At 74.6% G+C, this 22,859-nt stretch carries 17 protein-coding genes; 11 read left to right on the top strand and 6 right to left on the bottom strand.

The window, feature by feature from the left end; all coding sequences use genetic code 11:
* Positions 1-151: 151 nt before the first annotated feature.
* Together ACFCY1_RS18875 and ACFCY1_RS18880 are read left to right on the top strand one after the other, a co-directional pair.
* Positions 152-952, top strand: a complete 801-nt coding sequence (locus ACFCY1_RS18875) for a crotonase/enoyl-CoA hydratase family protein (RefSeq protein WP_074004556.1) — start codon at positions 152-154, stop codon at positions 950-952.
* Positions 953-1,005: 53 nt separating this feature from the next.
* Positions 1,006-1,776: a GNAT family N-acetyltransferase gene (locus ACFCY1_RS18880; protein WP_375875280.1), complete on the top strand. Its 771-nt coding sequence runs from the start codon at positions 1,006-1,008 to the stop codon at positions 1,774-1,776.
* A gap of 190 nt (positions 1,777-1,966) precedes the next feature.
* On the opposite strand, the gene ACFCY1_RS18885 is transcribed toward ACFCY1_RS18880, so the two are convergent.
* Positions 1,967-2,887 carry a LysR family transcriptional regulator gene (locus ACFCY1_RS18885; protein WP_074004558.1) on the bottom strand — a complete coding sequence of 307 codons (921 nt, stop codon included), beginning with the start codon at positions 2,885-2,887 and terminating at the stop codon, positions 1,967-1,969.
* 392 nt (positions 2,888-3,279) lie between these two features.
* On the bottom strand, positions 3,280-3,771 hold the full coding sequence (locus tag ACFCY1_RS18890; protein WP_375875281.1) for an HPP family protein: 492 nt from the start codon (positions 3,769-3,771) through the stop codon (positions 3,280-3,282).
* A gap of 178 nt (positions 3,772-3,949) precedes the next feature.
* Between ACFCY1_RS18890 and ACFCY1_RS18895 the strand changes: the two genes are divergently transcribed.
* Entirely contained in the window at positions 3,950-5,167 is a 1,218-nt protein-coding gene (locus tag ACFCY1_RS18895; protein ID WP_375875282.1) for an amidohydrolase, read from the top strand.
* A 124-nt stretch (positions 5,168-5,291) separates the two neighbouring features.
* On the opposite strand, the gene ACFCY1_RS18900 is transcribed toward ACFCY1_RS18895, so the two are convergent.
* From ACFCY1_RS18900 to ACFCY1_RS18910, 3 genes are all read right to left on the bottom strand, one after another.
* Positions 5,292-6,671 (bottom strand): erythromycin esterase family protein, encoded by a 1,380-nt coding sequence (locus tag ACFCY1_RS18900; RefSeq protein ID WP_375875283.1) that lies wholly within the window; start codon positions 6,669-6,671, stop codon positions 5,292-5,294.
* 217 nt (positions 6,672-6,888) lie between these two features.
* Entirely contained in the window at positions 6,889-8,523 is a 1,635-nt protein-coding gene (locus ACFCY1_RS18905; RefSeq protein ID WP_375875284.1) for an amidohydrolase, read from the bottom strand.
* A gap of 77 nt (positions 8,524-8,600) precedes the next feature.
* Entirely contained in the window at positions 8,601-9,299 is a 699-nt protein-coding gene (locus ACFCY1_RS18910; RefSeq protein ID WP_375875285.1) for a TetR/AcrR family transcriptional regulator, read from the bottom strand.
* A 72-nt stretch (positions 9,300-9,371) separates the two neighbouring features.
* On the opposite strand from ACFCY1_RS18910, the gene ACFCY1_RS18915 reads away from it, so the two are divergent.
* The 5 genes from ACFCY1_RS18915 (at position 9,372) to ACFCY1_RS18935 (ending at position 17,787) form a co-directional block, all read left to right on the top strand.
* Positions 9,372-10,817, top strand: coding sequence for a purine-cytosine permease family protein (locus ACFCY1_RS18915; RefSeq protein ID WP_375875286.1), 1,446 nt, complete (start codon positions 9,372-9,374; stop codon positions 10,815-10,817).
* Between the two features lie 1,654 nt (positions 10,818-12,471).
* Positions 12,472-13,707, top strand: a complete 1,236-nt coding sequence (locus ACFCY1_RS18920; protein ID WP_375875287.1) for a glycosyltransferase — start codon at positions 12,472-12,474, stop codon at positions 13,705-13,707.
* A 227-nt stretch (positions 13,708-13,934) separates the two neighbouring features.
* The gene (locus ACFCY1_RS18925) at positions 13,935-14,660 is read left to right on the top strand and encodes a DUF6461 domain-containing protein (protein WP_375875288.1); all 726 of its coding nucleotides are present in this window, start codon (positions 13,935-13,937) and stop codon (positions 14,658-14,660) included.
* A gap of 642 nt (positions 14,661-15,302) precedes the next feature.
* Positions 15,303-16,916 (top strand): alpha/beta hydrolase, encoded by a 1,614-nt coding sequence (locus ACFCY1_RS18930; RefSeq protein WP_375875289.1) that lies wholly within the window; start codon positions 15,303-15,305, stop codon positions 16,914-16,916.
* A 145-nt stretch (positions 16,917-17,061) separates the two neighbouring features.
* Positions 17,062-17,787 carry a DsbA family protein gene (locus ACFCY1_RS18935; RefSeq protein ID WP_375875290.1) on the top strand — a complete coding sequence of 242 codons (726 nt, stop codon included), beginning with the start codon at positions 17,062-17,064 and terminating at the stop codon, positions 17,785-17,787.
* A 102-nt stretch (positions 17,788-17,889) separates the two neighbouring features.
* On the opposite strand, the gene ACFCY1_RS18940 is transcribed toward ACFCY1_RS18935, so the two are convergent.
* Positions 17,890-18,483, bottom strand: coding sequence for a DUF1707 domain-containing protein (locus tag ACFCY1_RS18940; RefSeq protein WP_375875291.1), 594 nt, complete (start codon positions 18,481-18,483; stop codon positions 17,890-17,892).
* Between the two features lie 411 nt (positions 18,484-18,894).
* On the opposite strand from ACFCY1_RS18940, the gene ftsH reads away from it, so the two are divergent.
* The 3 genes from ftsH to ACFCY1_RS18955 all read left to right on the top strand — a co-directional run bounded on the left by ftsH (position 18,895) and on the right by ACFCY1_RS18955 (position 22,849).
* Positions 18,895-20,994: an ATP-dependent zinc metalloprotease FtsH gene (gene ftsH / locus ACFCY1_RS18945; protein WP_375875292.1), complete on the top strand. Its 2,100-nt coding sequence runs from the start codon at positions 18,895-18,897 to the stop codon at positions 20,992-20,994.
* A gap of 66 nt (positions 20,995-21,060) precedes the next feature.
* Complete coding sequence (gene nadE, locus ACFCY1_RS18950; protein ID WP_049651600.1) at positions 21,061-21,900, top strand: ammonia-dependent NAD(+) synthetase; 840 nt, start codon at positions 21,061-21,063, stop codon at positions 21,898-21,900.
* Positions 21,901-22,078: 178 nt separating this feature from the next.
* Complete coding sequence (locus ACFCY1_RS18955) at positions 22,079-22,849, top strand: SDR family oxidoreductase (RefSeq protein WP_310593214.1); 771 nt, start codon at positions 22,079-22,081, stop codon at positions 22,847-22,849.
* Positions 22,850-22,859: the final 10 nt, after the last annotated feature.

The raw sequence follows: 22,859 nt of genomic DNA on the forward strand, positions 1-22,859 counted from the left end.
CTTCCGGGGAGTGGACGGTCCGGGCACGGGCGTGCACAGGCGTGGACGGGTGCGTACCGGAGTGTATCCAGGACAATAAGTGGATTGTCCTGGGCCGGTGTTCCTAGCCTCGTCACATCCAGCAGCGAGGCCAGGAACGGAGCACGCGCCCATGACCATCCGCAGCGAGCGGGACCGGCACGTCGTCACCCTCACCATCGACCGGGAGAAGAAGCTCAACGCCCTCGACTACCCGACGATCGACGCGCTGCTCGCCGAGCTCGACCGGATCGACGCCGACGACACCGTCCGCGCCGTGATCCTCACCGGCGCCGGCGGGCGGGCGTTCAGCGCGGGTGCCGACATACCGTCGCTGGCGGCCAGCATCGCGGGCGGGCCCGAGCGGGCGCTGCGCGAGTTCGTCCGGCGCGGGCACACCCTCACCCGGCGGATCGAGGAGTTCCCCAAGCCGGTCATCGTGGCCGTCAACGGCCTTGCCTTCGGCGGTGGTTGCGAGATCACCGAGGCCGCCCCGCTGGCCGTCGCGGCCGAGCACGCGACCTTCGCGAAGCCCGAGATCTCGCTCGGCTTCCCGCCGCCCTTCGGCGGCTCGCAGCGGCTGCCCCGGCACGTGGGCCGCAAGCGCGGCCTGGAGATGATCCTCACCGGTGACCCTGTCCCGGCCGCCCGCGCCGCCGAGATCGGCCTGGTCAACTCGGTCGTTCCGGCGGACGAACTGCTGGACACCGCACGGGATCTGGCCGAGCGGATCATCCGGCACGCGCCGACCGCCGTGGCCGCCTGCCTGCGGGCCGTGACCCGGGGCATCAACCTGCCGATCGACGAGGGGCTCGCGGTGGAGGCGACGGCCTTCGCGGCGACCGTGCCGACGGACGGTGTACGGGACGGGATCCGGCGCTTCCTGGACCGCTCGTCCTCCGGTGGCAGCTCGTCCTCCGGTGCGGAATCCTGAGGCGGTACCGGAAAGTTGTTGTCGGCGGGCGACCGGGGGCTGATCATGGCGGGATGTCGGATCTACTCGCCCGTGTGACCGCCTTCCGCGCCGCCTTCGCCCGCCGCCAGGCGGCGGAGACCGTCGAACTCCCGGAGTTCCCCGGGGTGTTCGCCGTCCGGGACGCGGCGTTCGGCCAATCGGAGGAGCACAACCAGCTGATCGTCGAGGGCCCGGGAACCGACCCGGCGGTGCTGCCCGAGCTGGCCGCCCGGTGGCTGGGGCGCCGCCACCGCTACCGCGTCACGGTGCTGGACCCGGAGTCGGGCGAGCGCGCCGCCCCGGTGCTGGCGGCGGCGGGGTGGGAGCGGGAGGGCGTGGTGGTCCTGGCCCGGTCGACGCTTGGCTTTCGGCGGCCCGAACCGGCCGCGCTCCCCGTCGAGTTGGCCGAGGTGCGGGCGGCGGTGCTGCGCCAGCAGCGGGAGTGGATCGAGGACGAGGAGCTCGCCCGGCAGCTCACCGACCGCCGTTCCGCCCGGCTGCGCGGTGCCGAGCGGGTGCACTTCCTGGCCGCTCGGACGCCGGTCGGCGAGGTCGCGGCCTGGAGCGACCTCTATCTCGAACCGGCCGTCGGGCTGGGCCAGTTGGAGGACCTGGTGACCGGTTCGCGGTACCGCGGTGCGGGGCACGGCGACACCCTGCTGGCGACCGGCCTGGCGCTGGCGGCCGAGGCCGGTGTCCCGCAGCTGTTCCTGCTCGCGGACGCGGTGGACTGGCCGCGTGAGTGGTACGGCCGCCGGGGTTTCGAGGAGATCGGGCGCGGTCACGCCTTCTATGGTCGGTGACGGTCGGGGTGCGGGGCGGTGGCACGGTCTGCTCCACTGGCCGGAGCTGCCAAGGTAGTTGCGTTGTGAGGCGGCGCTCGCCGTGCGGGCGGGGGCCGGGCGCGCGGCCTGCTGGACGTCCTGCCGGAGGACTTCGCCCCGCTGCGGACGGCGAGCTCCGGGTAACGGGCGGGGGCGGGGCACGACGGGGTCAGGCCGTCTCCGGATCGACGGCCGGCGGGGCTTCGCGGCCGCAGTGGGCGGCGACGGTGTCGGCGAAGGCGCGGGCGAGCGGGCCGAGGTTCTCCCAGTCCCGGACGGCCCACCCGGCGGTGAGGGCGGGCAGGTCGGGCAGCGGGAGCAGCCGCAGGCCGGGGTGGCCGGGGCCCTGCCACTGGGGGAGGGCCGGGACGACGGCGTGGCCGAGGCCGAGTTCGGCGAGCAGGATCGCGGTGTCCCAGTCCGCGACGCTGGTGTCGAAGACCGGCCGGATGCCCGACTTCCCCAGCCAGGACTCGACCTGGGAGCGGGATACGGAGTTCTGCGGGAGTCCGATCAGCCGGGCGTCCTGGAGGTCGGCGGGCGAGATCCGGTCCCGGGCGGCGAGCGGGTCGCCCGCCGTGACGGCGAGCACCCAGGGCAGGTCGACCACCGGCTGCTGGTCGATGCCCCGGGCCGGGGCGCCGAGGGTGATCCAGGCGAGGTCGACCCGGCCGGCGTTGAGCGACTCCAGGCAGCTGCGGCTGGAGACCTCGGTCTGGAACTCCAGGCTGACCCGGGGGAAGCGCCGCCGGAAGTCCACCACGGCCGCGGACATGAAGTGCCGGATGCTGGTGGCCCCGGTGGTGATCCGGACGGATCCGCCCTCGCCGCGCGAGAGTTCGGCGATCCGGTGCAGCGCGTGGTCGATGCCGCCGAGGCCGGTGGCGACCGCCGTGCGCAGCAGGCTGCCCGCCGCGGTGGGGACGACCCCGCGCGGGTGGCGCTCGATCAGGGCGAGGCCGACCTCCCGTTCGAGCCGCTTCACGTGCTGGCTGACGGCGGACTGGGTGCAGTTCAGCTCGCGGGCGACGGCGCTGAGCGAGCCGGCCCGGCAGACCGCGGCGAAGACGCGGAGGTCGTCAATGGTCACGGAGACCCAAGGTATCGCTTGGAGGGGTCCCAGCAAATCGGCGGATTGACTTGGGTGTTGCGGGGGATCGATCATCGGACCAGGGCCCAGGGCGGCAACCCGCCCGTTGACCCCGCCGGCGTTCCGGACGCTGTGGCGGGAGCGGCGGGCGGGTGTCGACCCGCATCTGTTCAAGAGCAGTTCCGTGCAAGAGCGGTGACGTACGACGGAGGGGGAGCGGGCGGGTGGCGCGCCGATGCTCGGGGTGCGGCGTGCCGGGGGCGCTCGCCTCGGCATGGGCGGAGCGGGTGTCGGTACCGGGTGGAACGGATGACGGCCGGGTCATCCGATCGGATGACCCGGCCGTCGGCGTTCGGCGGGAGAGTGGAGAGCCGGTCAGTACGGCGCGGCCGTCACCAGGACACCGGGTAGCGGACCGGGTGTCCGCCGATCCGGCCGGGCAGCAGGCCGATCACGACCAGCAGCCCGGTGGCCAGGACGAGCAGCGGGAGGAAGGGCACGGGGTGCGGCGCCTGCAGGACCACGATCACGGCGGTGGCCGCGGCCGGGGAGTGCGAGAGGTGGGTGAGCATCATCGCGCCGAGCGAGAGCCCGGCGGCGACGGCCGCGCCCCAGGTGGTGCTGCCGGTGACGGCGAGGGTGGCGAAGCCGATCAGGGCCGACATCAGGTGCCCGCCGACCAGGTTGCGCGGCTGCGAGATCGGCAGCCCGGGCGCGCCGTGCACCAGGGCGGCGCTGGCGGCCAGGGGCGGGATCAGCAGTGGCTGGTCGAGCAGTACTCCCACCCCGACCAGCAGGAGCAGGGCGCCGATGGCGAAGACGGTGGCCCGCAGGGCGTGCAGCGGGTGCCGTCCGGGCGTGGCGGCGGGCGGTGGTGTGGACATGCGTGAGCTACTCCGGACGAGGGACGGGGACCCGGAGATGATAAACAGACTGTTGAATGAAAGGTAGGACGTTTTGCCTGTCGGGCACATTCCGTCCAGGGGGCAGGACCACCCGGGGATCCAGAGCGAGCCGGGGAACCAGAGCGAGCCGCGGAACCAGAGCGAGAGAGAGCAGCCCATGACCACGCCTTCCGTCACCGTCTTCCGGGACGTCCGCCCGTACGGTGCCGACCGGGCCGTCGACCTGATCGCCGTGGACGGCCTGCTGGCCGAGCGGGTGCCGGACGAAGCGGTGCCGGAGGTGGTCGAGGGCGGCGGCCGGATCGCGCTGCCCACCCTGGTGGACGCGCACATCCACCCGGACAAGACGGCCTGGGGTGAGCCCTGGTACAGCCGGCGCCCGGCCGGCTCGCTGCCCGAGTACGTCCAGGGCGACGTCGACCTCCACCGGCACCAGCGCACCCCGCTCGCCGAGCGGGCCCACCGGCTGCTGAGCCACGCCGTGACGCGCGGCACCCGCGCCGTGCGGGCCCACGTGGACGTGGCGCCCGCGTACGGGCTGGCCGGGGTGACCGGGCTCGCCGAGGCGCGCGAGCGGCTGGCCGGCGCGCTGGACGTCCAGCTGGTGGCCTTCCCGCAGCACGGGGTCCGGCGGACGCCCGGCGCGGGCGCGCTGCTCGCGGAGGCGGCGGCCAGCGGGCTGGTCGACGCCATCGGCGGCATCGACCCGGCCGGCTTCGACGCCGTCCCGGCCGAGGGCCCGGACGGCGAGGGGCCCGCCCAGCTGGAGCTGCTGTTCGGCCTGGCCGAACAGCACGGACTGCGCCTCGACATCCACCTGCACGACCGGGGCGAGCGCGGCCTCGGCCCGCTGCGCGAGATCGCCGCGCGGACCAGGGCGGCCGGACTGGCCGGGCGGGTGGTCGTCAGCCACGCCTTCTGCGTCCCGGAGCTGGCGGGCGCCCAGCTCGCCGACCTCGCCGCCGAGCTGGCCGAGTCCGGCGTCGGCCTCACCACCGTGGCGCCCTCGGCCCACCAGGTGCTGCCGTTCCGCGAGCTGCGGGCGCACGGGGTGCGGGTCGGGCTCGGCTCGGACGGCGTGCGCGACTCGTGGAGCCCGTACGGCAACGCCGACCCGCTGCACCGCGCGCACCTGCTCGGCTGGACCACCGACGCCCGCACCGACGAGCAGCTGGCCGACTGCTTCGCCCTGGCGGCCGACGGCGGCGCCGAACTGCTGGACCTGCCGGCCGTGACCCTGGAGCCGGGCTCGCCCGCCGACTTCATGCTGGTGACGGGCGAGTGCCTGCCGCAGGTGGTGATCGACCTGCCGGCGCGTGAGCTGGTGGTCCGCGCGGGCCGGGTGGTGGCGCGGGACGGGCGGTTCACGGGCTGACGGGCGTCCGGCGGCCGGCGAGGGCCTCCCCGTCGGTGGTGCGGCCGGCGGGCGCCTCCCCGTCGACCGTGCGGCCGCGCGTTGTGCGGCCCGTGCCGACGGAGAGGCGCGCAGGCGGCGATGCTCAGAGGGTGCGGGCCGCGCTGGTCTCGTGGAGGTGGACCAGCGCGTCGTAGGCCGTGCCGATCGCGAGGCGCGGCAGCGGGTCGCTGCGGAACTCCGTCCCGGCGTCGTAGGTCGGGCGGGCGGTGTTCAGCCAGGACCGGGTGGCCGGCGGGGCGGAGCGCAGGTCGACGTAGTAGTCGCGGTAACGGACCCGGTCGAGGGGGTACTCGTTCATGTCCGCAGTGGCCGGCGGAACGGTGACCGGCTTCCAGGCGGCGGCGAACGGGTCGTCCTTGGTGAGGAAGGAGCCGCGGTCGAAGGTGAAGCCGACGGCGAGGTAGTCCGCGCCGAGGGCGTCGCGCAGGTACGAGCCCTGGGTCTTGGGGTAGAGCTCGGGGTCGCTGCTCTGGTACCCGACGTGGCCGTTGTGCGCGGACAGCAGCACCTTCCCGCCGGTGCGGCGCTGCCACCAGAGGGTGTTGTCGGTCATGGCGCGGTCGCGGAGGTTCTGCATCGCGGCCACCTCGCTGTTGTCCTCGAGGTTCATGGCGGTGAAGGTGAAGGTCTGGGCGATGCTCCGGGCGTTCTGCACCGCCCAGTCGTACGCCTCGCCGCCCTCGCCCCTGGCCGCGGTGACCAGCTCCAGGGTCTGCTGCGCCACGGCGGCGTTCTGCCGCCGCTCGGCGAGCGGGCGCGTGGTGATGTAGCCGATGGCGTCGTCGAACGGGCGCAGCCCGGCGTACAGCTGCTCCAGGCGCGGCAGCGACGCGGGGGCGGCCTCGCGGACGTAGGAGGTCACCCGGTCGAAGAGCTGGTCGCCGATGGCGGGGAAGTCCAGGTCGTCGCCGACGAAGTGGACCGGGTGCTGCGGGTGTTCGCGGTTGTGGTCGCGCATCCAGTCGATCAGGTCGGCGAACTCCTGGCGCTCCCAAGGGGACTTGCCCATCGTCTCCTTGACCAGCTGCCGGGCGTCGCCGCCGGTGCGGCCCTGCACGTAGTCGTCGATCCGCAGACCGGAGGACCAACTCGTCTCCAGGGCGAAGGCGGTGAAGCCCTTCTCCTCGACCAGGTAGCGCAGGACCCGCTGCTTCATGGTGAAGAACTCGTGGGCGCCGTGCGTGGCCTCGCCGAGCCCCACCACCTTGGCGTCGCCGATCATCGCGCCCAGCGGACGCAGGTCGGTGGTCCGGCCCCCGGGCTCGGTGGACCGCAACGGGTGGGCGAGACCGTTCAGTTCGCGGACCACGGTGGATATCTGACTGTTCGTCACCTTGTCGGTGTCGGGCTGGTCCGCGTGTGCCGCCGGGGCGAGCAGGGCGGTGGTCGCGACGGCCGCCGTGGCGGCCAGCAGGGCGCGTCGACCGATGGGCTTGCCGTGCTTCTCGCTGCGTACGGTCACTTCGGGGGCTCCTCAAATTCGTCGAACCGTCAACCCGTCGGAACGGCCACGGTGGTTCGAGTGGTTCGCCGGCGAACGTGCCGGTCAATGAATAGTCGATCACCGGGGGGCTTCGGCGCGCTGAGGAGTGCCGCCGGATCGACCAGGGGGATAACCCCCGGGCGGCCCCGGCACACCCGTACGCGGGGGTATGCCGGGGCCGGTACCGGGTGAGGGTTCAGAGCGTGGCGGAGCGGTGGGTCGGTCGGCCGTCCAGGACGGTCAACAGGACGGGGAGGTCCGCCAGTTCGGTGGCCGGGGTGGTGAGCGGGTCGGCGGCGAACACGGTGAGGTCCGCGCGGTGGCCGACGGTGATCCGGCCCGCCAGCTGCTCCTCGCCGGCCGCGTGGGCGGCGTTGGCGGTCATCGCCAGCAGGGCCTCCAGGGCGGTGAGCGCCTGGCCGGGGTTGTGCGGGGCCTGGCTCAGGTCGCGGGTGGGACGGCGGTGGCGGGCGCCCGCCATGACGCCCAGCGGCGGGTAGGGGGCGATCGGCCAGTCCGAACCGAGGACGACCGTGGCGCCCGCGTCCCAGAGGTCCCGGCAGCGCCACGCGCGGTCGGCCCGCTCCTCGCCGAGGCGGCGGGACCAGTTGTCGGTGTGGTCGGCCCGGGTGAAGTCGCAGCAGTGGGTGGGCTGCATGGAGGCGACCACGCCCAGCTCGGCGAAGCGCCGGACCACCGCGTCCGGAACGGTCTCGATGTGCTCGATCCGGTGGCGGACGGGGGATGCCCCGTGCGTCGTCCCCCCGTCCGCCGCCGCCCCGATCGAGTCCAGGGCGTGCCGTACGGCGGCGTCGCCGATCGCGTGGGTGGCGGTCGGCACCCCGGCCTGGTGCAGCTCCCGGACGACGCGGGTGTAGTGCGCCGGATCCGGCCAGAAGGCGTGGGTGGACTCGCCGTGGCAGTCCGGGCGCTCCAGCCAGGCCGTGCCGTTGTCGATCGTGCCGTCCATGAACAGCTTCACGCCGTCCACCCGCCAGAGCCGACCGCCCCGGCCCTGCTGCCCGATCAGCGCCCGCAGCCCGTCCGCGTCCACGCCGGGCTGGCACCAGGGGGCCACGCGCAGCCGAAGCGGCAACTCGCCGGCCTCGTCCAGCTCGGTGTAGAGGTCGAGGCTGTCGCCGTTGGCGTCCATCGCGTGGCCGCCGGTGAGGCCGGCGGCGGCCATGGCGCGCAGCGCGGCGGCCAGGCGGTCGCGGCGCTCGGCGCGGGTGGGCTGCGGGGCGGCGCGCTCGACCAGCTCGCAGGCGGCGTCCTCCAGCAGCAGGCCGGTGGGGCGGCCCTCGGCGTCGCAGACCACCTCGGCAGCCTGGTCGAAGCGGCGCGGGCCGTCCACGCCGGCCAGCTCCAGGGCGCGCGGGCTGGCGAGCATGGAGTGGGCGTCGAAGAGCTGGAGCAGCGCCGGAACGCCGTCCAGGACGGGCGCGAGGGCGGCGGACTCCACCGGGCGGTCACCGAAGACGTTCGGGTCCAGGCCCCAGGCGTGCAGCCAGGCGCCGGGGGCGAGGCGTCCGGCCTCGGCGGCGAGGGCGGCGCGGACGCCGGCCAGGTCGGTGCAGCCGGAGAGGTCCAGGCCCTGGGTGAGCTCGGTGCCGGTGACCGGGTGCAGGTGGCCGTCCACCAGGCCGGGGGTGACCACGGCGCCCTTGAGGTCGATCACCGTGGTCGCGGGGTCGGCGAGTTCGCGGACGGTGCGGTCGTCGCCGAGGGCGGCGATCCGGCCGTCCACGACGGCGAGGGCGGTCTGCGGGAGGAAGCCGCCGGAGGCGGGGTCGAGCAGACGGGCGGAGAGGAGGACCAGGGAGGTGCGCACTTCGACTCCAGTGGTGCTTCGGGGTGGGGGCGTGGTGTCTGCGGGGCTTGAGGGGGTTGAGGGGGCTGGGGTGGTGGTCAGGGCTGCTCGGGGGCGGGGGTCTCGGGTGCGTCCGCCGGGTCCGTCGGGTCCGTGGGGTCTGCGAGGCCCGGGGAGGTCAGCGTGCCGTCGGTCAGGCCCAGTTCGCGTTCGGCGGTGGCGGCGGCGAGCCGGGTGGCGGCGTACGGGTCTTTGCGCAGGCCGGTGTTGGCGTGGACGGCCAGGCCGTCGATCACGACGAGGATGTGGACGGCCGTCAACACCGGGTCGTCGGTGCGGAATTCGCCCTGCTCGACCCCGGCGGCGATGACGTCGCCGAGCCGGCCGCGCCAGTCCGCCTCCTGGTCGAGCACGCGGTCGCGCAGGACGGGGCGGTAGCGGCTGAGGTGGCGGGCGTTGAGCCAGAGCCGGCTCACGTCGTCGTAGGACGGGCCGGTGGTGCGGGCGAAGAAGCGGGCCAGGTGCCGCAACGGGGACCCGTCCCGCGGGTCGGCGGGCAGCAGCGCCTCCAGTTCGGCGGTGGCGGCGCTGCCGAAGGCCTCGGCGACGAGGTCCTCCACGGCGGGGAAGTAGTGGCTGATCAGGCCGGGGCGGACGTCCAGTTGGTCGGCGATCCGGCGCAGGGTGATGCACTCCAGGCCCTCGGTGAGGGCGACCTCGGCCGCGGCGCCGACGATCTCCGCCCGGCGGTCCTCGGGGGACTTGCGAACCCTTTTGCGCTGAACGCTTGACGTCATGGGGCGGATGCTATTGAGTGTGCGACCAATAAGCAAGCAGGTGGGCACGACACCCCCACGGAGGGCCCCCGCATGACGTCTACGCTCCCGGACCACCCCCACACCTCGCCGGACCACCCGGACCACCCGGCGCACCCCGCCGCCCCGCCCCAGCGGGAACCGGGCGGCCGGGTCGAGGTCCACGGCATCGACCACATCCCCGAGACCGAGCGGCGCGGTCGCGCCCGCGAACTCTTCCCCGTCTGGGCGGCCGCCAGCGTCAACTACCTCAACCTGGTGGTCGGCGGCGCCCTGGTCCTGAGCGGCCTCGGCCTCTGGCAGGCCTTCGCCGTGGTCGTCCTCGGCAATCTGTTCTGGCTGGGCACCGGCCTGCTCGCGGTCTCCGGACCGGCCGCCGGCGCGCCCAGCGAGGTGATCACCCGCGCCATGTACGGCATCCGGGGCAACCGGGTGAACAACGCGGTCACCGGCTGGATGATCTCCGTCTGCTACTTCGCGCTGAACCTCGCCGCGGCCGCCGTCGCCGCCTTCTCGCTCGCCGAGGAGGCGGGGATCACGCCGACCAACCCGATCAAGATCGCCATCGTGATCGTGATCGTCGTACTCACCCTCACCATCAGCGTCTACGGGCACGCCCTGATCGTCCGGCTCTACCTGCCGATCACCCTCGCCCTCACCGCCGCCTTCGCCGTGGTCGGCTACGCGATCGTCACCCACGCCGACCCCGGCTGGACCCAGCCCGAACCCCTCACCGGCGGCCGACTCTGGGCGGCCGTCCTGGCCGGCGTCACCCTGATCGCCTCCGGCCCGCTCTCCTACACCACCAGCGCGGACTTCTCCCGCTACCTGCCCGCGACCACCGCCCCGCGCGCCGTCCTCGGCTGGACCGCCCTCGGCGGCTTCCTGCCCAGCGTGGTGGTCGGCGGCCTCGGCGTGCTCGGCGCCACCGCCGTCGACATGACCGACCCGCAGGCCGCCCTCCGGCAGATCCTGCCCGGCTGGTTCAACCCGGTCTTCCTGCTCTCCCTGGTGGTCGGCACCATCGCGGTCAACGCCCTCACCGCCTACAGCGCGGGCCTCGCCCTCCAAGCCGTCGGCATCCGCATCCGCCGCACCCGCAGCGTGCTGCTCGACGGCGCGGTCGCCGTCTCGCTCACGCTGTACGCCCTCCTGGTCTCCAACTTCCTCGACACCGTCAGCAACGTGCTCCAACTGACCGTCGTCCTCCTCGGCCCCAGCACCGCCGTCTACGCCACCGACATCCTGCTCCGCCGCAACCGCTACGACGGCCGCGCCCTCGGCGACGAACGCCCCGGCAGCCCCTTCTGGTACCGCGCCGGCGTCAACCCCGCCGGCGCCATCGCCCTCACAGGCGGCGTCACAGCCGCAGCCCTCGGCGTGGACACCCTCTACACCGGCCCACTGGCCGCCCTGGCCGGGGCGGACGTCGCGCTGCCGGCGGGCATGGTGGTGGCGGCGGTCCTGTACGCCGTGCTGATGCCTCGCCGGCGGGGGTGACGCCGGTCCGGCCGCGTGCGCGCCGCAGGGCGGGTGGGCGTGCTTCCATCGCCCGGGCGGCCGGGCTGGCCGGGTTGGTGGGTGACCTGCCCGTGGCGGCCAGCTGTGGGCCGGGCGGTTGGTCGTGGGTCGGGCAGCCGATTCGGTCCCTGTCGCTCGCGGCGAGTGAGGTTCGCGCTGGGGCGTGGGCGGTTCTGCGGCTGGGCCGGGCGGGGGAGACCTCGCGCTTCCAGTAGGCGCGGTGGTGGCGGATCTGTACGCCGGGCCGCCGTTTCCGCGTCGGTTGGCCGACCGGCCAGGGTGGACCTCGCGCTGCGGGTGGGCATGGTGACGGCGGTGGTGGTTCAGAACGCCGTGCTGATGCGTCGTTGGTGGGTGTGACGCCGGTCGGGGCTGCTGGTCGTGGCCCGGCTGCGCTGCCGCGGGGCGGGTTGGGTGGTGATTCCGCCGGCTCGGAGGCCGGGTCTGCCCTGTTTGCGGTCGGCCCTGAGCCGGGCGGTTGGGGGCAGTCGGTTCGGTGCTGTCGCTGGCGGCGAGTGAGGTTCGCGCTGGGGCGTGGGTGGTTCTGTGGTCGCGCTGGTCGGGGCGGACGTTGCGATGCTGGTGGGCGAGGTGGTGGCGGTCCTGGATGCGGTGCCGATGCGTCGTTGGCGGGGGTGACGCCAGTTGGGGCTGCTGGCCATGGATCGGCTGTCCCGCCGCCGGGCGGGTGGGAGTGGGGGTGCGGTGGTGTTTCCGCCAGCTCGGTGGCCAGGCTGGCCGGGTTGGTGGGTGACCTGACCGTGGTGGCTGGCCCTGGGCCGAGCGGTTGGTCGTGGGTCGGACAGTCGGTTCGGCGCTTGTCGCTGGCGGCGAGTGAGGTCTGCGCTGGGGCGTGGGTGGTTCTGTGGCTGGGCCGGGCGGGGTGGACCTGGTGCTGCCGGTGGGCACGGTGGCGGCGGCGGGTCGTACGCGGGGCCGCCGTTTTGCGCGACGACCGACCGGCCGGGGGTCCGGCGTCTCCGGGACGGGGTCCGGGGCTGGGCGGCCCGGCTGAGGAGCCGCCAGGAACGCAGGCTCGTCCAGGACAGGCGTGTTGGGGCGGGCTGCCCCGGGCGGAGGTCTGCTGTGGGCACCTCGGCACGCCAGTGGGGAAGAGCTGGGTGTGTGTGGCTGGGGTGAGTTCCGGGGTCTTGGGGGCGGGGTCCTGGGTGGGCGGGTCGAGTGTGGGGCCGTCTGGAACAGGCGTGTTGGGATGGGCTGACTGGGCAGGTGGCCCCTGTGCGGACGGCCCGGGCGTGTGAGGTCTGGGGAAACGGCCGATGACGGGGGCCCGGAGTGGGCGCTTCGTGACGGTGACTGCGGTGGGTGTTCCGGAGTTGACACCACGGGGGGTATGCGGCCACGCGGTCGGGGGCGGTGGCTCGCAGCGGGCTGCTTGGTGGTGGTTCGGAGTGAGCGGCGCGTGGTAGGCGGCGGGTTCCGGGTGGGGATTGCTCCGGTGTGGCCGGTTCGGGGGAGTGGGTGGGACCGGGCGGACAAAGAAAAAGGCGAGGAGAGTGAATCCCCTTGCCACTTTCAAGCTATACCGTGCCCCCGGGCTTGCGGCAAGGCCCCCGGCATGGCGCAGAATCCCGGCCGTAAGGCCATGACCTGCGGAAACGGGAGTCGTGAAATGCGTGTGTTGATGACGACCTGGGGGTCGCGCGGGGATGTCGAGCCGCTGGCGGGGCTGGCGGTGGCGCTGCGGGGGTTCGGTGCGGAGGTGCGGGTGTGCGCGCCGCCGGACGAGGAGTTCGCGGCGGTGCTGGGGCGGGCGGGGGTGCCGCTGGTGCCGCTCGGTCCGTCGGTGCGGTCGGTGGTGGCCGGCCCGAAGCCGCCGACGGCGGAGGACGCGTTCCGGCTCGCCCGTGAGCTGGTCGCCGTGCGGTTCGAGACGTTGACCGCCGCGGCCGAGGGCTGTGACCTGGTGTTGGCGACCGGCCTGATGCCGGCCGGTGCGCGGGACGTCGCCGAGAAGCTCGGCCTGCCCTACGTGTTGGCCTGCTTCCACATCCTCGGACTGCCCTCGCGGCACTCCCGGCCCGGCCGGCGGCCGGGCACGCCGTCCCCGGACGACGAGACCGACTACCGGAAGCTCTGGGAGCAGGACGCCCAGCGGGTGAACGCGCTGTACGGGGACGCGCTCAACAGCCACCGGGCGGCGATCGGCCTGCCGCCGGTGGAGAACGTCCGCGACCACGTCCTCACCGGACGGCCGTGGCTGGCGGCGGACCCGACGCTGTGCCCGTCGGAGGGCAGGACGGAACTCGACGTGGTGCAGACCGGCGCGTGGATCCTGCCCGACGACCGGCCGCTCCCGGCCGACCTGGAGGCGTTCCTGGCCGCCGGTGAACCGCCCGTGTACGTCGGCTTCGGCAGCATGGCCGCGCACGCCCCGGAGGACATCGCGCGGGTGGCCGTCGAAGCGGGCCGCGCGCACGGACGCCGGGTGCTCCTGGCCCACGGCTGGGCCGGGCTCGCCGCGGTCGACGAGCACGAGGACTGCCACGTCGTCGGCGAGGTGAACCAGCAGGCCCTGTTCCGCCGGGTGGCCGCCGTCGTCCACCACGGTGGTGCGGGCACCACGACGACCGCGGCCATGGCGGGCGCGCCCCAGGTGGTCGTGCCCCGGATCGCCGACCAGCCGTACTGGGCCGGCCGGGTGGCCGAGTTGGGCATCGGCGCGGCCCATCTCGACCGCACGCCGACCGTCGACTCGCTCTCCGCCGCGCTCGCCACGGCCCTGGCGCCCGAGACCCGGGTACGGGCGGAGGCCGTGGCCGGCGGTATCCGCACCGACGGGGCGACGGTGGCCGCGAAGCTGCTGTTCGAGGCGGTGGGCAAGAAGGTACCGGCCGCGTCCCGGTGAGTGGCGGGGGCGGGGCGTGTGCCGCCTCTTCCGGGTGAACGGCGAAGGGTGCCAGGTGAGTTCGGCTTCGGATCGGTCTCCTTCCGATCGATCAGGGGTGGTTGGCGATCCGGGCGCGGCTGGTTCGGGCGGCGATCCGGCGACCGGCGGCCGGGTGTCGGCCGGGTCGGTTAGGGTGCCCACGGGCGCGCCCGGTCACCGCAGGCCGCGCGCGAGGGGAGGGCGGCATGACCGACGGCACGCACGGGGGAGTGGGGCAGGACGGCGACGGTATCCAGTGGCTCCTGGAGATCGGTCGGCCGAGCACCGGCCGACCGGGCACCAGCCGGTCGTCAATGGGTGGGCCCGGCACGGACGGTGAGGTCGGCGGCGTCGTCTTCGCCCGGGGGATCACGCCCGCGGAGCTCGCCCACCGGATGGGTGCCGACCCGGCCACCGCGACCGAGCCGATCAGTGACACCGAGATCCGGGACCTGGACATCGACGTCTACCGCCCCGGTGACGACGGCGACGGCGTGATCCGGGTCGGCGCGTGCGCCGGCTGGTCGTTCGCGATCGAGTACGGCGACTCCACCGGCGGTGAGCTGCTCACCGAGATAGCGCGCGACGGAGCCGAGGTGGTGCACTTCCGCCCGATGCCGGAGCGGCGGCCGGCCCTGCTGGACTACGCCCGGGACGGTGCCGTGCTGTGCGGCTTCGGCCTCGGTGAGGAGCGCTGGCGCTGGGGCCAGGAGCCGGACCTGCTGGTGCCGGACCTCGTCGCCGCCGGAGTCCTGGAGGCCGACGGCGTGACCTCCTGCGACCCCGGGCGGGAGCCCGACGGGGCCGCCCGCCGCCGCACCCTCGGCGCCGTCGAGCGGCGCTTCGGACTGAGCCTGCCCCGGGACGCCTTCGGCGGGCTGCGCCTGCCGGCGTACGCGGTGCGGGGAACCCCGGGCATGGCGTTGTACTGAGGCGGTGCGCCGGCGAAACAGCAGGAAGAGGAAGAGGAAGAGGAAGAGGAAGGGCAGGAACGGGAACAGCGGGAACGGGAACAGCGGGGACAGGGACGACAGAGTCAGGGCGGTCACGGGAGGCTCCTTCCCGGGCCCCATCGGCGGGGCTCCGATGGCCGTCATCCTTGCGTGCCGCCGGTCCGTCGCACATGTGCCGATCGGGAGGTTCCCGCTGCGCCGTTCCTGTCTCGACCCTGCCGATCGGCAGGGTCGAGACAGGAACGGCGGCAGAGCCCGGGGGCGGAGCGAGACGTGCCCCGCCGCCACCGAGAGGCGCCGCAGCCGGGCTGGGCCGGGCCGAGCCCGTCAGTCCGAGCCCGTCGGCCCGTCAGCCGGAGCCCGTCGGCCCACCGGCCCGGCACCCGTTCGGCCGGTGGCAGCCGGTACGGCGCACGCCCCCCGTCCGGGGGTCTCCGCAGGGCATCGGCGGTCCCCGGCCCCTAGGGTCTGTGGTGCGTCGGCGAACCGAGTGCCGCGCGCACGCAGGCCCGTCAGGCGTAGGCCGTCCCGCCGTGAGCCCTCCCGCCGTGCGCCGGGGTGTCCGGCAGGCCCGAGACCGCGCGCCGGGGTGCCCGGCCGACCGAGAGGTGGACCCGCCCCATGCACACCGTCGTCCGCGGCGCCGGAGCGCTCGGCCTGACCGTCCTGCTGCTCGCCGCGGCCACCGGCTGCCAGGGCGACGGCTCCTCCGCCGCCGAGCCCGCGCCGACCTCCCCGACCTCCCCGACCTCCCCGACCTCCCCGACCACCGGGACGGCGGCAGCCACCGGCACCGCCACCGGACTGGCCGCCCAACAGCTGGACTGGCACGCCTGCCCCGCCCCCACCGGCGCCCAGGGCGACGGCACCGCGCCCGCCGCCGACTGGCAGTGCGCCACCCTCAAGACCCCGCTGGACCACGGCAAACCGGACGGCACGACGATCGGTCTCGCGCTGATCCGCAGCCGGGCCAAGGACGAGCAGCACCGGATCGGCTCGCTGCTGTTCAACTTCGGCGGCCCCGGCGCCTCCGGCGTGGCCACCCTGCCGGCCCTGGCCGCGACCTACTCCTCCCTCAACTCCCGCTACGACCTGGTGAGTTTCGACCCGCGCGGGGTCGGCGCCAGCGACGGGGTGACGTGCCTGGACGACCGGGCGATGGACGCCGCCACCGCCGCCGACAGCACCCCCGACACCCCCGACGCGGTGAAGGCCCTGGACGACGGCAACGCCCGCTTCGTCGCCGCCTGCGAGCACAACTCCGGCGCGGTGCTGCCGTACGTGGACACCGAGAGCGCCGCGCGCGACATGGACCTGATGCGGCAGGTGCTGGGCGATCCGAAGCTCTCCTACTTCGGCATCAGCTACGGCACCCAGCTCGGCGGCGTCTACGCGCACCTGTTCCCGCAGCAGGTCGGCCGGATGGTGCTGGACTCGGTGGTCGACCCCACCAAGGACCCGCAGCAGGCCGCGCTCGGCCAGGCCCAGGGCTTCCAACTCGCCCTCGACGACTTCATGAAGGCCTGCGCCGCCCAGGTCGGGGCCGCCTGCCCGACTGGTGCGGGCGGCGACGAGGGCACCGCGAAGGTCACCGCCCTGGTGCAGAAACTGGCGCAGTCGCCGCTGCCGACCACCCAGGGGCGGCAGCTCACCGAGAGCCTGGCGATCACCGGCATCGCGGGCGCCCTGTACAGCCAGGAGACCTGGCCCGTGCTGGCCGCCGGGCTCACCCAGGCGATGGACCAGGGGACCGGCGACACGCTGCTCCAGCTCTCCGACGCGCTGAACGGGCGCGACGCGCAGGGGCACTACAGCAACCTGAACGCCGCGAACCGGGCGATCAGTTGCGTGGACGCCCGGCAGCGCTACTCGGACCAGGACGTGCAGCAGCAGTTGCCGCAGTTCCAGGCCGCCTCCCCGGTGTTCGGGTCCTACACCGCCTGGGGACTGACCGCCTGTACCGGTTGGCCCGTCCCCGGCAAGGCCGCCCACCCGGAGGTGTCCGCGCCGGGGGCCGCCCCGATCCTGGTGGTCGGCACCACCGGCGATCCGGCCACCCCGGTGGAGGGCGCCCGTACGATGGCGCAGCAGCTCGGCGCGGGCGTCGGCGTCACCGTCACGCTGCAGGGCGAGGGGCACGGCGGCTACAACACCGGCAACCCGTGCCTGAAGCAGACCGTGGACGCCTACCTGTTGGACGGGACGGTGCCGGCGGACGGGACGACCTGCGGCTGAGCGGTCGGCGGGGCGTGCAGGGTGTGCGGGCCGTGCCGGGCGCGCAGGGCGTGCGGGGACGGACGGCCGGGAGTGAAAGTGGCCCACTGGAACGGCCATCGATTGGCCCTGGAGAGCGGGCCACTCTGTCACTAGTCTTCTCAGCGTGACCAACGACGTGACGAACACCGCGCCCGCCCAGCACCACCTCGACCAGCTCGCCGCCCGGCTTCCCGACCGGCACCCCGGCAACGGCCACCGGGCCGGCGACGACACCGTCAAGAACGACACCGTCAAGGTCGACTTCTACTTCGACCCCGTCTGCCCCTTCGCCTGGATAACCTCCCGGTGGATCCTGGAGGTCGAGAAGCAGCGCGAACTCGACCTGAACTTCCGGGTGATGAGCCTGTCCGTCCTCAACGAGGGCCGCACCGACCTGCCCGAGCGCTACCAGCGCCTGATGACCACCGGCTGGGGCCCCGTGCGGGTCTGCATCGCCGCCGCCGAGCAGCACGGCCCGCAGGTGCTGCGCGAGCTGTACACCGAGCTCGGCACCCGGCTGCACGACCAGGACCGGGCCGCCGACGACGCCGTCATCCGGGAGGCGCTGGCGGCGGCGGGCCTGCCGGAGGAGCTGGCCGAGGCGGCGAACAGCGCGGAGTACGACGAGGCCCTGCGCAAGAGCCACCACGAGGGCATGGACCCGGTCGGCGAGGAGGTCGGGACGCCGACCATCCACGTGGACGGCGTCGCCTTCTTCGGTCCGGTGCTGAGCGCCATCCCGCGCGGCGAGGATGCCGTACGGGTCTTCGACGGTGTGCGGCTGCTGGCCGGGTACCCGAAGTTCTTCGAGCTCAAGCGGACCCGGACGGACGCGCTCGACTTCTCCTGACCCGCCCCGGCGGAGGCCGCGCCGAGCCCGCACTGAGCCCTCGCCGAGCCCGCATCGGGCGTGCCCGCACGGAGGACTGCCGCGGGCCCGGCCTGCGGCCCGTCAGCCCCGGCGGCGCTGCTTGATCCTGATCGGCCCCGACCGGGGGTGGCCGATCACGGTCAGCACCGGGGCGCCCGGCTCCGCCTGCTCGGCCGCCTTGTTGACGATGTTTCCGGTGTTGGTGCTCGACGGGTCGATCCGTACGCCCCAGCCGCGCGGGACGATCAGCCGGATGTGGCCCATGCCGGTCGATGCCTCGACCGTGATCTCCCGGTGGGGGCACACGGCCTCGGTGAAGTCGACCGTGAGCAGCGAGATCTTGGTCTCCGCGACGATCCGACGGGGCACGGACCAGCGGCCGCTCTGCACCATGTTGTTCATCCGGGGCCGGAGCGTGAGGACCTCCTCCGCCGCGGACGCCTCCCGGGCCTCCACCCGGCCGCCGAGGTCGGCCACCAGGATGTCGAGTTCGCCGTACGTCCGCGCGGCGTAGGTACGGTCGAGCCGCTCCTCCAACTCCCCGAGGTCAATGCGGCCGTCGCCGGCGGCGATCCGCAACTGCTCGGCCACCGCCTCCCGGTCGCTGTCCCCGGCCCGGGGTTCCACGGCGGCCCCGGGCGTCTTGTGCGGCGCTGGCAGTTCCTCGTTGACCATGCGGCTACTCTAGGTCGCGAATCGTCCTGGTGGGCGGCTCGATCGCCAACTCCGCACGGCCCGAGGATCCTTGAGCGCACCCGGAGGAGCGGCCGGAGGGGCAGCCGAAGGAGCGGCCGGACGACGGGCTTCGCCGGGTGCGATGGAAGCTCCCGGCAGGCCTCCGCAAACCGTTCGCGACGGCCCGACCCCACGTACCGGACCGGCCTTCGGCCTGCCCGAGTCCGCCTCCCGTGTCCGACGCTGTGCCCGCCTCCCGTGTCCGATCCGGCGCCGCGGGCCGTGGCGCCGAGCGGGTCGTTCTCCCCCGAGTGGACCGCTGCCACCCCCTTCAGGCTCCCGTCCGGGCGCGGAGAGTCCGACCATGGAGGGACGGAGGCTGTCCGGCCCCCCGAGAGGCGGTGAGCGTGGATGATCGCACGAATCCGGCTGCGCGTCGCCCGTCACCCCACGACCCCGCCGGGCTCCGGCCCCGACCCCGGCCCGAGGCAGGGCTGGGGCCAACCACGGGGCCAGGGCCAGGGCCCCGGCCCGGGCCGGAACCAGCGCCCCGGCCCCGGCGGCCCGGCCAAGCCCCCGCCGCCCTCGTGGCGCCGCTGGCTGCTGCCCGTCGCCGTACTGGTGACGCTGCTCCTGCTGGTGCTCTTCTCCAACCCCGGCAAGCCCGGCACCCGCTACGGCTACACCGACTTCGTGAACCGGGTCGACGCCGGCCAGGTGCAGACCGTGGACGTCAGCGACACCGGCGCGGTGAGCGGCACGCTCAAGGACGGCACCCGCTTCACCAGCCAGATCCCGACCGCCCTGGACACCTCCCAGCTCAGCAGCGCGCTCTCCGACCACCACGTGACCGTCACCGGCAGCCGGAGCAGCGGCGGCGGCTCGATCTGGTCCTCCCTGCTGCTGTTCCTGCCGCTGCTGATCTTCGGCGGGCTCTTCCTCTGGTCCGGCCGGATGGCCGCCCGTTCGCTGGGCGGCGGTCTGAGCGCCATCGGACGGTCCCGGGCCAAGATCATCGAGGCGGAGCGGCCGGACACCGGGTTCGCCGACGTGGCGGGGTACGAGGGGGTGAAACAGGAGGTCAGCGAGGTGGTCGACTTCCTGCGCAGCCCGGAGCGGTACGCCGCCGCCGGGGCCAAGGGGCCGCGCGGGGTGATCATGGTCGGGCCGCCCGGCACCGGCAAGACCCTGCTCGCCCGGGCGGTCGCCGGCGAGGCCTCGGTGCCCTTCCTCTCGGTGACCGGCTCCGGCTTCGTGGAGATGTTCGTCGGCGTCGGCGCCTCCCGGGTGCGCGACCTCTTCGACGAGGCCCGCAAGCGCGCGCCGTCGATCATCTTCATCGACGAGATCGACGCCGTCGGCGGCCGCCGGGCGGGCGGCACCCGGCTCGGCGGCAACGACGAGCGCGAGCAGACCCTGAACCAGTTGCTCGCCGAGATGGACGGCTTCGACCAGAGCACCGGCATCGTCGTCATCGCCGCCACCAACCGCCCGGACGCCCTCGACCCGGCCCTGCTGCGCCCCGGCCGCTTCGACCGGCAGGTCACCGTCCCGCTGCCCAACCAGGCCGAGCGGGCCGCCATCCTCGCCGTGCACGCCCGCGGCAAGACCCTGGCCCCGGACGTCGACCTCGGGCGGCTCGCCCGCGGCACCCCCGGCTTCTCCGGCGCCGACCTCGCCAACCTGGTCAACGAGGCCGCCATCAACGCCGTGCGCGCCGACCGGGCCACCCTCACCGCCGACGACCTCGACACCGCCCGCGACCGGGTGCTGCTCGGCCGCCGGGAGTCCTCCAACGCGCTGCTGCCCGACGAGCGGCACGCCGTCGCGGTGCACGAGTCCGGACACGCGCTGGTCGCCGCGCTGTGCGAGCACGCCGACCCGGTCGCCAAGGTGACGATTCTCCCGGCCGGCGTCGCCCTGGGCGCCACCGAGCAGCTGCCCGAGGCCGAACGGCACTTGTACAGCGAGGCCTACCTGGTCGACCTGATCACCGTCCAGCTCGGCGGCCGGGCGGCGGAGCTGGTGGTCTTCGGCGAGGGCTCCACCGGCGCCGCGAACGACCTCGCCAACGCCACCTCGGTCGCCACCCGGATGGTCCGCGAGTTCGGCCTCTCCCCGGAACTCGGCCCGGTCGGCTACTCCAGCGGCACCCCGCACTACCTCGGCGACAACCCCGAGGACCTGCTGCGCCGCCCGTACTCCGAGCAGACCCAGCGCGCCGTGGACGAGGCGGTGGCCCGCCTGCTGCGCGGCGCCGAGCGGCGGGCCGTCGCCCTGCTCACCGACCACCGGCACCACCTGGACGAGCTGGCGGCGCTGCTGGTCGCCCAGGAGACGGTGGACGGCCGGGTGGTGCTCGACATCCTGTCGCACCCGGCGCCGGGGCCGGAGCGGCCGGTCTCGCTGCGGAAGCCGGACGGGCCCGAAGGAGCGGCGGCGGCGGACGCGCGGCCGGCACCGGCGGACACGGACGCGCAGGCGGCACCGGGGGAGGCCCCCCGCCCGTGACGGCCGCGTCGTGGGTGGTCGTATCCTCGTGATCGCGTCACGTACCCACCGTCCCGAGGAGTCGGAATGACCGAGCCCCTGCCCGCCGACGTCCAGCGGGAGATCGCCCGTGCCCTCGGGGTCGTCCCCGTGCCGGACCCCGCGAAGGAGGCCGAGCGGCGGGTGGAGTTCCTGGTCGGCCAGGTGCGGGCCACCGGCGCGCGCAGCCTGGTGCTCGGCATCAGCGGCGGCGTCGACTCCACCACCGCCGGGCGCCTGTGCCAGCTCGCCGTCGAGCGGCTGCGGGCCGAGGGGCACCAGGTGACCTTCACCGCCATGCGGCTGCCGTACGGCGTCCAGGCGGACGAGGCGGACGCCCAGCTCGCGCTCGGCTTCATCCGCGCCGACGAGGTGCTGACCGTCGACGTCAAGCCCGCCACCGACGGCGCGCTCGCCGCCCTGAAGGCGGCCGGCCTGACCTACGGCGACCACGGCCACGAGGACTTCGTCGGCGGCAACGTCAAGGCCCGCCAGCGGATGGTGGTCCAGTACGCGGCGGCGGGTGCCAAGGGCGGGCTGGTCGTCGGCACCGACCACGCGGCCGAGGCCGCGGTCGGCTTCTTCACCAAGTTCGGGGACGGCGCGGCCGACGTGATGCCGCTGTCCGGCCTCACCAAGCGCCAGGTGCGGGCGGTCGCCGAGGCGCTGGGCGCGCCCGCCGAGCTGGTCAAGAAGGTCCCGACCGCCGACCTGGAGGACCTCGCCCCCGGCCGCCCCGACGAGGACGCCCTCGGTGTCAGCTACGACGCCCTGGACGACTTCCTGGAGGGTATGCCGGTCAGCGAGGAGGTCTTCCGTACCGTCCTCGGCCACTACCGCCGCACCGAGCACAAGCGCAACCTGCCGGTCGTCCCGCCGGTGGTCTGACCGGTCCGGACGAGCGTGCCGCCGGCGCCGGGCTCCGGAGCGGTCCGCCGGGGCCGGGGGGCGAAGGCCCTCGGCGGTCTGATCATGACGTGGACGACCAGGCCCCCGGTACCGCCAGGTGACCGGGGGCTGCCGAGCAGTGCCCGGCGCGTACGGGCCGAAGCCCGAGGGGGGCGGAGTGACGACGGTGGAGCGGCTCGCGGTGGTGTCCGGGGGCGGGACCGGGATCGGCCGGGCGATCGCGGCGCGGCTGGTCCGGGACGGGCACCGGGTGGTGGTCCTCGGCCGCCGGGCGGCGGTGCTGGAGCAGGCCCGGGAGGAGATCGAGCGGACCGCCGGACCGGGGCGCGTCGTGCCGGTGGCGGCCGATCTGACCGACCCGGCGGCGGTCGAGGCGGCGGCGGCCCGGATCGCCGCGCTCGGGCCGGTGGACGTGCTGGTGAACAACGCGGGCGCGATCGTCACCCCGCCCGCCGATGACGGTCTGGCCGCGCTGGCCGCCGCCTGGCGGCGGGACCTGGACGGCAATCTGCTCACCGCCGTGCTGCTGACCACCGCGCTCCAGGACGCGCTGCGGCGGCCCGGCGGCCGGCTGGTGGTGATCAGTTCGGCCGCGGCCCAGCGCGGCGGCGCGGGCCCGCACTCGGCGGGCTCGTACGCCGCGGCCAAGGCCGCGCTGCACGGCTGGGCCTTCGGCCTGGCGCGGCAGTTGGGGCCCGACGGGATCACGGTGAACGTGCTCGCGCCCGGGTACGTCGAGTCCACCGAGATCTTCGGGGCGGGCTGGAGCGAGGAGTTCCACGCGCGGAAGGTGGCCGACACCCTGGTCGGCCGGGCGGGCACCCCGGCCGACGTGGCCGAGGCGGTCGCCTACCTGGCCTCGCCGGCCGCCGGGTACCTGACCGGTCAGGTGATCGGGCTCAACGGCGGTGCGGTGCTGGGCCGTTGAGCCCGGCCGG

The organism is Kitasatospora sp. NPDC056273 (genome assembly GCF_042268845.1).
Classification (GTDB): Bacteria; Actinomycetota; Actinomycetes; order Streptomycetales; family Streptomycetaceae; genus Kitasatospora.